Genomic DNA, 11965 nt, shown 5'->3' on the forward strand with positions numbered 1-11965 from the left:
TTCAGAATTTGCTCTGAAAGGGTTTTTGGCATTTATTTTTTGGTCAGGGATTTATTTATTCCTGCATTTTGAAATAGTAATCCGCTGAATGTTTTCCGCTTCCATAAATGATGAAAGAAATACAGATGGCAAGTGTAAGCAATGATAATAACAGGTTTTGGGAGTGCATTTCTCCCATAAAATTGATGACGATGGCTCCAATCAATATGGGTAATTGTACAATAATGGCCCATCTGGTGAGCAAGCCAAAAAAAATCAAGATGCCACCCAAAATGTGTGCTGAAGCCACATAATGCAGTAGAATCATTCCTCCTCCAAGTTTGTCAATCGGGGACAATAAATCTTGTAAATATTGGAGATTTGTAATAAAAGTGACTCCTTTTGAAAACAAGAAAACTCCAAGTGCCATTCGAAGCAAATCAACCGGAAAATAAGTGTGCGCATTGGCCCATTTATTCAAATTTTTTACGTTGCCCATAATAGATTAGTTTTAAATGTTGAATACTAAGTTACTAATATTTAGCGTAATAAATACTAAAAAGAGGCGAAATTTGTAAAAGTTGGATGCTAGACCTGTATTACTCCCAAATTGAATTTCTTTTCAATTGGCGAATGGTTTGCCGCTTCTATTCCCATAGAAATCCAATTTCTGGTTTCCAATGGATCGATAATGGCGTCTGTCCAAAGTCGGGAAGCCGAATAATAAGGTGAGGTTTGCTCGTCGTATCTTGCCTTTATTTTGTCGAATAACTCTTTTTCCTTTTCTTCGTCCACGATTTCTCCTTTGGCTTTAAGCGAAGAAGCTTCTATTTGTGCCAATACTTTGGCGGCTTGCGTTCCTCCCATAACGGCGAGTTCTGCACTTGGCCATGCCACGATTAATCTTGGGTCATATGCCTTTCCACACATGGCATAATTTCCTGCTCCATACGAATTCCCAACGATTATGGTGAATTTTGGCACCACCGAATTGGAAACGGCATTCACCATTTTGGCTCCATCTTTGATGATTCCGCCTTGTTCCGATTTGGAACCCACCATAAACCCGGTAACGTCCTGCAGGAAAACCAAGGGGATTTTTTTCTGGTTGCAATTGGCAATAAAACGGGTGGCTTTGTCGGCAGAATCGGAATAAATGACACCGCCAAATTGCATTTCGCCTACCTTGGTTTTAACTACTTTTCGTTGATTGGCAACAATTCCCACTGCCCAACCGTCAATTCTGGCGTAGCCCGTGATAATGGTTTGTCCGTAACCGTCTTTGTAGGCTTCAAATTCGGAATTATCCACCAAGCGACTGATGATTTCCATCATGTCGTATTGCTCGTTGCGGGCTTTTGGCAAAATGCCGTAGATTTCATTTTCGTCCAATGCTGGTTTTTCTGCCTTGATTCGGCTGTAACCGGCCTTGTCATAGTCGCCAATTTTGTCGACGATATTTTTTATTTTGTCCAAAGCGTCTTTATCGTCCTTGGCTTTATAATCCGTAACTCCCGAAATTTCGCAATGTGTTGTTGCTCCGCCAAGGGTTTCGTTGTCAATGTTTTCGCCAATGGCCGCTTTGACCAAATAACTTCCTGCCAAAAATATGCTTCCTGTTTTGTCTACAATCAAGGCTTCGTCACTCATAATTGGGAGATAAGCTCCTCCGGCCACACAGCTTCCCATAACGGCCGAAATTTGGGTAATTCCCATGCTGCTCATTATAGCGTTATTCCTGAAGATGCGTCCAAAGTGTTCCTTGTCCGGAAAAATTTCGTCTTGCAAAGGCAAATAAACCCCGGCCGAATCTACCAAATAAATGATGGGTAATCTGTTTTCCATCGCAATTTCTTGCGCTCTCAGGTTTTTCTTTGCCGTAATCGGAAACCAGGCTCCTGCTTTCACTGTGGCGTCATTGGCCACGACAATGCATTGTTTTCCCTTGATGTAACCTATTTTTACGACAACACCACCCGATGGACATCCACCGTGTTCCTTGTACATTCCTTCGCCAACGAAAGCTCCAATTTCAATGCTTTTTCCTTTGTCCAGCAAATAATCGATGCGTTCCCGCGCCGTCATTTTGCCTTCGGAATGTAGTTTTTGAATGCGTTTTTCACCTCCGCCCAGTTTTACTTTGGCAAATCGATGACGCAGGTCGGAAAGAAGGAGTTTGTTGTGGTCTTCGTTTTTATTGAAGTTCAAGTCCATAATGAAATTGTGTTGGTCTAAAAAATTGCGGCTGCTAAATTACGAAAATTCGTAGAACAAATTTTAGAATAATCAATAGAAACAGATTGAAGTCTTTTTTTAAGGATTATTTAAAATGGAAACACAGATTTCACAGATTTTCACCAATTAATCTGTGAAAATTTGTGAAATCTGTGTTAAGTCAATTTTGTGTGTTTTTTGTTTTCTAAACTGATTTATTTCTTCGATTCGTTGACCAATCGTTTTAAAATTGCCCATTGTCTTAAAGTATCACGAGCGTCGGTGGCAGGATAGCCCAACATTGTTTTTCCGGCTGGAACATCGCAAGTAACGCCGGAACCAGCACCAACAATTGCGCCGTCTCCAATGGTTGCATGGTCTTTTATCGAGGCGCTTCCGCCAATGATTACGCCGTTTCCTAAAGTTACCGAACCCGCCAAACCAGAATTTCCGGCCATTATGCAAAATTTACCCAATATGCTGTTGTGTCCAATTTGAACTAGATTGTCAATTTTGCAACCGTCTCCCAAAACTGTCGAACTGAATTTGCCTCTGTCCACACAAGAATTGGCGCCAATTTCAACTCCATTTCCCAAAATTACGTTTCCAATTTGCGGAATTTTGACCAATCCTCTTTCAGGACAAGGACGAAATCCAAAACCGTCGGCTCCAATGGTGGCATTGGGATGAATAATACAATCACTGCCCAAGTGGCAACGTTCACGAATCACTGCGCCTGGCCAGATTATGGAGTTTTTCCCGATGGTGCATTCGTCAAGAATGGTAACATTGGGATAAATCGTCACGTTTTCGCCTAGTTTTACTTTTGGGCCAATGTAGCTTCCGGCACCAATTCGGCTTCCGGCACCAATGATGGCCGTTTTGTCGATAATGGCTTTTGGATGAACATCAATATTAAATAAAGGAGTGGGCGGTGCGAAAAGTTCCAATACTTGCGACATGGCCAAATCGGCATTTTTTACTTTGATGAAAACCCTGTTTTCTCCCGGTTCAATCGAAATGTCTTCGTTGACAACGGCAGCACAAGCTTTGGATGTTTTCCAAAACTTCTCGTATTTTTTGTTTCCAATGAAAGAAATCTCGGAAGCACTGGCCAATTCCAATTGTTCTGGAGCGGTCATTTTTATGGAAGTGGCGCCAACAATAGTGCCTTTTAAAACTTCGTTTATTTCTTGAATGGAATAGGATTTCATTAGATGATAATTAAATGGGATTCGGGATATAATTTCCAAATAAAGTAAATTTGAGTTGGAATTCCTAATGTATTAATTTAGAGGTAAGAATATATCCGTGAATTATGCAAATAATAAACATAAAAGTATAATTCAACGTATTTTCTGATGGATATATTTGCCTCTGGATATCAGATCATTATATTATGAAATTAGTTGTAAAATTTACTTTCTCCTTGTTGTTTTTTTCTTTTTTTGGCAATGCCCAGATTCAGGCTTTGTTCAACAATAAAACCCAGCTCAGGAATTTGACCGAACGTTGGGAACTGGATACCACTGCCACAAGAGGCACCTTTTTGATCACACCCTATAAACCTATTTACATCTTGCTTGGCAAATATTCGAGTAACCCTAACGAGCAACCCCGTTCGGAGAATGAAAGTCCCGAATACATAATTCCTGAAGGGATTAATTATGATAATGTGGAACTTAAATTTCAATTGAGTTTCAAGACCAAAGTATTGCAAGGTTTCCTGTGGGGACAGGCCGATTTATGGGTTGCCTATACCCAAAAATCATTTTGGCAAATTTACAATACGCATCTTTCACGTCCGTTTAGGGAAATTAATTACGAACCGGAAGTTATCCTGAATTTTCCGGTAAAATTTAAATTTTTTGGTTTCAAAACTCGAATGGTCGGGATAGCCTTCAATCATTTGTCCAACGGAAAGAGCGAACCCTTTTCCAGAAGTTTGAACCGGATTATTCTTCATGCTGGATTAGAACGTAAAAACTGGACCGTCTATGTTAGAAGCTGGTATGGAATGTCTGATTATGGTTCTGATAATCCCGATATTTCTGACTATATGGGACGTGCCGATTTGAATGTCATTTATGCCAAAAACGGGAATGTTTTTTCTTTTATTGGAGGATATAATTTGAATCTTAATTCCAATCCAAGAGGTTCGTCGGAATTCTCCTGGTCGTATCCCATTAAAAACAACTTAAAAGGATTTTTGCAGGTTTCCCACGGTTATGGCGAATCGCTTATTGATTACAATCACCTTCAAACCACCTTTGGTATTGGGATTTCCTTGATTGAATGGTTGTAGGTGTAAAATAATTAAACCCGACAGGTTTTTGATACAATCGCAAAGCATGTTCGACAACAATCGTGGTTTCAAAATGACTTCGAAGAGTTTTTTTAGGCATTGGAGTATGATTTCTAAAAAAGGTATTTTTCATCGAATGTCGTTAAAACAAAGGAGATCAAGGAGTATACTAATACTGGAGTTTACACAAAAATTAAAAACATTAAACAAATTAAATGTTTTTTAATGAATTGTAGCTTTTTATTTATACATTTGGAAGTATATCTTGAAACCAACCACCATGAAAAGAACTGCAATTATCATCATTTTAGTATTACTGAATTCAATGGGATTTGCCCAGCGGGTCATAGAAAATCCAGAATTTGAAGTTTCCAACAGCGGAATAACGCATATCTCAAAAATTGAACTAAACAAAGACGCAACAAGAATACACATCCATAATAAATTTATACCAAAATGGTGGGTTACATTTGAAAAAGATATTTTTATTCAATTGGATAACAATGTAAAATTGAATGTTCTGGATATAGAAGGAGCGAAGTTTGATGAAAAGATAACGATGCCGGAATCTGGAGAAAAAACAATCGTACTGGTATTCCCTCCCATAAATGATAATGTAAAAAAGATTGACTACAATAACGAAGTCTTTGGAATAGCATTGGTAGAAGGAACTAAAAAGGCTGATAAATCTCCCGAAATCCCCGACCATGTTTCAAAATGGATTGATGATGAACTCAAAAAGGCAACTGCCAAACCATTGGCAAATTTCAGTTCTGACCAATTCTTTAATGAATCAACTGGTAGATTGATTGGATATATAAAAGGTTATGATATTCGATTGGGTTTCAAAACAGGAATTATGTACACCCGCAATGACATTACAAATGAAGATTATCCCGTAGTTATTGAAATACATCCTGACGGCCGTTTCGAAGCTGATATTCCGTTAATAAGCCCTTCTTATTCTTATATGGTTATTAAAAGGCAACAAGTGAAATTTTATTTAGAACCCAAACAAACCTTAGTCATGATTTTAGATTGGGATGAATTTTTGTATGCCGATAGAATGCGAAATTCACAACATAATTTCAAGAACATAACCTTTGAAGGGTCTTTGGCAAAAATAAATGAAGACTTGATTGGCTTTAATCCAAAAGCATTTGATTACAAATCATTTAGTAAAAAAATGAAAACCATATCTCCTCAAGCTTTTAAAGAAGAGGAAGCCATCGATCATAAAAAAAACTTGGAAAATTTAGAAACCTATCTAAACAAAAAATCAATATCCGATAAGGCAAAGATTTTAATAAAAAACAAGATTGATTTAGAACATGCCAATCATTTGTTCGATTTTGTCAGCAACAGGGATTATTACGCCAAAGAAGATCTTGCAAATTCAATTTTAAAAATACCCGTAGAAAACGAGTATTTTGATTTTTTGCAAAAAATGGATTTAAATGACCAAAGTTTTTTAGCTTTAGATGATTTTAAGATTTTTGTCAATCGATTGGAGTTTTCAAAGCCTATTTTGGTTTATCCAAAACCTAATGTAACAAATACATTTACACCCGAAAAAACTTTTGAGCAGTATTTAGAAGTCGAAAAAATTGAAATTACTGATAATGATAAAGTATTACTAGAAAGCGCAAAAACCAAGAAATTTGAATCAATGGCAGCTTATGAAGAGTTTCAAAAACAATTTAGCGAGACCTACAAAAATGCATCAAAAGCCTATTCCAAAAAATATGTTGATCCCTTTATTAGTGTGCCAAAACCTGAAAAAGTGACTATGGAAAAGTGGCAATTAAGAGATTCCATTGTTAAAAATGTATTTCACTTGGAAAAAAACCTTGTTTACGAAGTAATAAAAATCAGATCACTCGATTATGATATAAAAAGAAGTGATTCCGAAAATGCACATGCTTATTGGAACGAATTACAAAAAGACATTACACATCCATTCTTAAAAAAAGAAGGCGAAAGAATTGTAAGCAAACAGTATCCAATTAACTCTTTTCAAAACAATCCTTTGACTGACAACTTAAATCGTAAGGTAAATATTAATGCCACGGCACAACAGAACAAATTGCCGGAAGGTAAAGCAACCGAAATTTTTAAAAATATCATAAAAAAACATAAAGGAAAAATATTATTTATTGATTTTTGGGCAACCACTTGTGGCCCTTGTGTGGCTGGTATAAAACGAATGAAAGAAAAGAGAAAGGAATATAAAGACAATAAAGATTTTGAGTTTGTATTCATTACTGACGAAAGCTTGTCTCCACTTGAACCTTACAACAAATTTGTTGGGGAGCAGGAATTGGAAAATATTTACCGATTAGCTTCAGATGATTATAATTATTTACGCCAACTTTTTAAATTTAATGGCATACCACATTATGTAGTTATTGACAAAAAAGGAGAAGTCATAAATGATGATTTTCCCATGCATAATTTTAATAGTTTGTTGAACGGAATTCTTGAAAAATACAATTAGTAAATAAAGAAGATAGTGTCATTTATAAAAGCAAAACCCGACAAGTTTTTGAAACTTGTCGGGTTTAATTATTTTGAATATTGCTACTGAACACTAAAAACTGAACACTGATTACTATTCCTCTTCGCGTTGTCCCATCATCATCAGGAATGCTTTCAGGAACTCGTCGATGTCGCCATTCATCACGCCGTCGACATTGCTGGTTTCGTAACCGGTGCGAACGTCCTTGACCAATTTATAAGGTTGCATCACGTAGTTTCGGATTTGCGAACCCCATTCAATTTTCATCTTTCCGGCTTCAATGTCAGAGCGTTGTTCTTGCTGCTTTTTTAATTCAATTTCATACAATTGCGATTTCAACATTTGCATTGCCCGGTTTCTATTGTCGTGTTGCGAACGGGTTTCCGAACATTGAATCTGGATTCCCGAAGGTTTGTGGGTCAACTGAACTTTTGTTTCTACTTTATTCACGTTCTGACCACCGGCACCACTCGAACGAGAGGTGATAATCTCAATGTCGGCAGGGTTGATTTCAATTTCGATAGTGTCATCCACTAAAGGGTACACGTAAACAGAAACAAATGAAGTATGTCGCTTGGCATTACTGTCAAAAGGAGAAATACGCACCAATCGATGCACGCCATTTTCACCTTTTAGATAACCAAAAGCATAATCACCCTCAATTTCTAAAGTTACCGTTTTTATACCTGCTGCATCTCCTTCTTGATAATTTAGTTCACGTATTTTGTATCCCGATTTCTCGGCCCACATCATGTACATTCGCATCAGCATCGAAGCCCAGTCGCAACTTTCCGTTCCGCCGGCACCAGCAGTAATTTGTAACACCGCACTCAAACTGTCGCCTTCATCCGAAAGCATGTTCTTGAATTCGATGGCTTCAATGTGATGTTGAGTAGTTTTGTATTGCTCGTCCAATTCTTCTGCAGAAAGTTCCCCTTCCTTGTAGAATTCGTAGGCCAATTGCAACTCGTCGGTCATTTCGACCGCCTTGTTGTAGTCTTCAATCCATTTTTTCTTGGAACGAAGGTTTTTCACGTATATTTCGGCTTCTTTTGGATTGTTCCAAAAATCAGGAGCCAAGGTTTTCTCTTCTTCGTTGGTAATTTCGATTAATTTGGCATCAACGTCAAAGATACCTCCTCAACGCACCAAGGCGCTCCACAATACCTTTTATTTGTTCGGTAGTTGTCATAAATTATAATTATTTTTGTGGCACAAAAATAGAAAAATTTTACGAGGGGACAAGTCTTGGCTTGTGGATACCCAAAATATAAAAACACAATGCGAATAAATTTAGTCAGCGACACCGTTACCAAACCTTCACAGGAGATGTTGCGTTTCATGTTTCAAGCCGAAGTGGGTGATGACGTGTACAAACAAGACCCAACGGTTATTGAATTGGAAACTAAAGTTGCCCAGATGTTTGGAATGGAAGCGGGACTTTTCTTTCCTTCGGGAACGATGGCCAATCAAACAGCCATAAAAGTCCATACCCAGCCTGGCGAACAATTGATTGCCGACAAATGGTCACACGTCTATAACTATGAGGGCGGTGGAGTTTCCTTCAATAGCGGGGTTTCGTGCTGTTTGTTGGATGGAAATCGCGGAATGATCACTGCCGAACAAGTGGCTGCTTCCATCAACGATCCCGAGTTTTACCACAGTCCACTCACGAGTTTGGTTTGCGTGGAAAACACGACAAACAAAGGCGGTGGTGCTTGTTATGATTTTGAAGAATTCAGGAAAATCAGGCAGGTTTGTGATGCCAATAATTTGAAATTTCACTTGGATGGTGCCCGAATCTGGAACGCCTTGATAGTCAAGAACGACAATCCCAAGGAATACGGAAAAGTATTTGACACCATTTCGGTTTGCTTGTCCAAAGGTTTGGGGGCGCCAATAGGTTCACTTTTGTTGTCCGACAAGGAGACCATTCACAAAGCCTTGCGAATTCGAAAAATATTGGGCGGCGGAATGCGGCAAGTAGGTTATTTGGCGGCAGCCGGGATGTATGCCATAAGCAACAACATCGGAAAATTAGCAGAAGACCACAGACGTGCCAAGGAAATAGGAGCCGTTTTGGAAAAATTGAACTGGGTGGGCAAAGTAGAACCCATAGAAACCAATATCTTGATTTTCTCGCTTCATCCGCAAGTTAGCGAAACGGCTGTTATCGAAAAATTAAATGAAAAAGGAATTGCCATCAGTTCGATGGGACACGGGAAATTGCGCATTGTCACGCATCTGGATTATCGCGAAGTGATGCACACTTATGTGTTGGAGACTTTGGTGAAGATGGTTTAGTTCCAAGCTTCAAGTTTTGATCATTCTGTGAACTTGAAACCTGAAACTTGAAACTTTTTTATTTGAACATTTCATCCATTCCTGGAATCATGGGCATGTCTACTTTGGCGACAGCGTCCAATTCGGCTTGGTTTACTTTTGCGGCTTTTTCGATGGCCTTGTTTAGGGTCACGATTAGATAGTCTTCCAATTGTTCTTTGTCTTCCAATAAAGAATCGTTAATCGAGATGGATTTTAATTTTCCGTTAGCCGTGAAAGTTACCTTCAATGCGCCGTCAGTGCTTTGTTCGTCGATTAAAACCGAATCCATTCTTAGTTTGGTTTCTTCCATTTTTCGTTGGGTTTCCTTCAATTTACCCATCATTCCCATTAAATCCATTGTTGTAATTTTTAAATTGTTGTCTTGCAAAATTACTCTTTTGCGTGGTGATATTCAATTTAATTTTTTAACTAAAAATAGATTCATTCTAAGGTCAGTTTGTGCTATTTTTGTAAACTATAATAGAAATTTGAAAGTTCGCAATATGCCCAAAATAATACAACCACCAGTTGCCAAGATAATTCCAAAAAAAATGGAGAAATTCGGCGATGAGCGAATTGACAATTACTTTTGGTTGAACGACCGCGAAAATCCGGAAGTTATTGATTACCTGAATAAAGAGAATGACTATTACAAAAAAATGACTGCCCATACCAAGGCATTCCAAAAGGAATTGTTTGAGGAGATGAAGGGCAGGATCAAGGAAGACGACGAGTCGGTTCCGTATTTGTACAATGGCTATTACTATATCACCCGATTCGAAACCGGGAAAAATTATCCCATTTATTCCAGAAAAAAGGAAAGCCTTTCGGCCAAAGAAGAGATTATGTTCGATTGCAACAAAATGGCCAAAGGACATTCTTATTTCCAATTGGGCGGTTTGAGCGTCAGTCCAGACAACAAGTTGGCCGTTTTCAGTATTGACATTGTTGGCAGAAGAATCTACGACATTCAGGTCAAAAACTTGGAAACAGGCGAAATTCTTGCCGACAAAATCGAAAAAGTATCGGGAAATGCCGTTTGGGCCAATGACAACCAGACTATTTTTTATTCGAGCCAAGACGAAGTGACCTTGCGTTCCGACAAGATTTTCAAACATAAATTGGGCACAAAACAAGCCGACGATGTTTTGGTTTATTTCGAAAAAGACGAAACCTATAATGTCGAGGTGGCCAAATCCAAGTCCAGAAAGTATCTGGCGATAGAATCAGGCAGCACCTTGACCACCGAATACCGAATATTGGAAGCCGACAATCCCGACGGGAAATTCAGGATTTTCCAGAAAAGAACGCGTGGTTTGGAATATAGCATCAATCATTATGGAGACAGTTTCTACATTATGACCAATGCGGACAAAGCCACGAATTTCAAGTTGATGAAAACTCCGGAAACGGCCACTTCCAAAGAAAACTGGACGGAAGTTGTTCCGCATCGCGAGGATGTTTTGTTGGAAGACATCGAAATTTTCAAGGAATTTTTGGTTGTTGAAGAGCGCACCAATGGTTTGAACAAAATAAGGATTATGCCGTGGAGTGGGGAAGGAGAATATTACTTGCCTTTCGAGAGCGAAACTTATACGGCTTACACTTCCACGAACGTGGATTTCGATACGGATGTTTTGCGTTATTCCTACCAATCGATGACTACGCCTTCCTCGGTGATTGATTTCAACATGAAAACCAAAACCAAGGAAATCAAGAAAGAGCAACAAGTTCTGGGCGGGAAATTCGACAAAAATAATTACACCGAAGAACGAATTTGGGCCACTGCCAAAGACGGAACCCAAGTGCCCATTTCGATGGTTTATAGAAAAGGATTGGAGAAAAACGGCAAGAATCCGTTGTTGTTGTATGCTTACGGTTCCTACGGTCATTCGATGGATGCCACATTTTCTTCGACTCGATTGACATTGCTCGACCGGGGATTTGTTTTTGCCATAGCGCACATTCGAGGCGGTGAAGATTTGGGAAGACAATGGTATGAAGACGGTAAATTATTGAAAAAGAAAAACACGTTTACCGATTTTATTGATTGTTCCAAATTTGTAATCGAGCAAAAATATACTTCTCCCGAACATTTATATGCCGAAGGCGGTTCGGCTGGAGGATTATTGATGGGAGCCATAGTGAATTTGGCACCGGAATTATACCATGGAGTCATTGCCCAAGTGCCTTTTGTGGACGTGATTTCGACAATGTTGGACGAAAGTATTCCGCTTACAACAGGAGAATATGACGAATGGGGAAATCCAAATGTTAAAAAATATTACCATTATATGCGATCCTATTCGCCTTATGATAATGTAATAAAGCAAAACTATCCCAACATGTATGTTTCGACAGGCTTGCATGATTCGCAGGTACAATACTGGGAACCAGCCAAGTGGGTGGCTAAATTAAGGGGTTTAAAAACGGATAACTCTATTTTGTTTCTCGATACAAACATGGATGCAGGTCACGGAGGTGCTTCGGGAAGATTTGAAGCCATCAAGGAATTGGCCAAAGAGTATAGTTTTTTATTAGATTTAGAAAGAATTGAAAAGTAATTAGAATTTTTTTTGTTAAATTTGCAAGGATTTTGGTTAAATTTAAAAGTGTCCTTGATT

Annotated in this window: 9 protein-coding genes; 4 read left to right on the plus strand and 5 right to left on the minus strand. The window is 38.6% G+C overall.

From position 1 onward, the window contains the following. Positions 1-55 precede the first annotated feature (55 nt). The 3 genes from OZP13_RS02535 to lpxD form a co-directional block, all read right to left on the minus strand. Positions 56-478: a DoxX family protein gene (locus OZP13_RS02535; protein ID WP_281298538.1), complete on the minus strand. Its 423-nt coding sequence runs from the start codon at positions 476-478 to the stop codon at positions 56-58. 89 nt (positions 479-567) lie between these two features. Beyond that, complete coding sequence (locus OZP13_RS02540; protein WP_281298539.1) at positions 568-2193, minus strand: acyl-CoA carboxylase subunit beta; 1626 nt, start codon at positions 2191-2193, stop codon at positions 568-570. Between the two features lie 215 nt (positions 2194-2408). Then, complete coding sequence (gene lpxD, locus OZP13_RS02545; RefSeq protein ID WP_281298540.1) at positions 2409-3407, minus strand: UDP-3-O-(3-hydroxymyristoyl)glucosamine N-acyltransferase; 999 nt, start codon at positions 3405-3407, stop codon at positions 2409-2411. A gap of 185 nt (positions 3408-3592) precedes the next feature. Here lpxD and OZP13_RS02550 point away from each other — a divergent pair, with 185 nt between their 5' ends. Continuing rightward, a complete protein-coding gene (locus OZP13_RS02550) occupies positions 3593-4498 on the plus strand; it encodes a phospholipase A (protein ID WP_281298541.1) in 906 nt (301 codons plus the stop codon). Between the two features lie 280 nt (positions 4499-4778). Next, the gene (locus OZP13_RS02555) at positions 4779-6995 is read left to right on the plus strand and encodes a TlpA family protein disulfide reductase (RefSeq protein ID WP_281298542.1); all 2217 of its coding nucleotides are present in this window, start codon (positions 4779-4781) and stop codon (positions 6993-6995) included. A gap of 114 nt (positions 6996-7109) precedes the next feature. Here the strand turns inward: OZP13_RS02555 and prfB are convergent. Further along, a protein-coding gene (gene prfB, locus OZP13_RS02560; RefSeq protein WP_281298543.1) for a peptide chain release factor 2 occupies positions 7110-8208 on the minus strand; the annotation gives its coding sequence in 2 pieces (ribosomal slippage) (positions 7110-8144 and positions 8146-8208; 1098 coding nt in all). Positions 8209-8297: 89 nt separating this feature from the next. Here prfB and OZP13_RS02565 point away from each other — a divergent pair. Then, positions 8298-9320 (plus strand): threonine aldolase family protein, encoded by a 1023-nt coding sequence (locus tag OZP13_RS02565; protein ID WP_281298544.1) that lies wholly within the window; start codon positions 8298-8300, stop codon positions 9318-9320. 58 nt (positions 9321-9378) lie between these two features. On the opposite strand, the gene OZP13_RS02570 is transcribed toward OZP13_RS02565, so the two are convergent. Next, positions 9379-9699 (minus strand): YbaB/EbfC family nucleoid-associated protein, encoded by a 321-nt coding sequence (locus tag OZP13_RS02570; protein WP_281298545.1) that lies wholly within the window; start codon positions 9697-9699, stop codon positions 9379-9381. A gap of 145 nt (positions 9700-9844) precedes the next feature. On the opposite strand from OZP13_RS02570, the gene OZP13_RS02575 reads away from it, so the two are divergent. Next, positions 9845-11905: a S9 family peptidase gene (locus tag OZP13_RS02575; protein ID WP_281298546.1), complete on the plus strand. Its 2061-nt coding sequence runs from the start codon at positions 9845-9847 to the stop codon at positions 11903-11905. Positions 11906-11965: the final 60 nt, after the last annotated feature.

The sequence above is a fragment of the Flavobacterium limnophilum genome, from assembly GCF_027111315.2.
In the GTDB taxonomy this organism is placed as follows: Bacteria; Bacteroidota; Bacteroidia; order Flavobacteriales; family Flavobacteriaceae; genus Flavobacterium; species Flavobacterium limnophilum.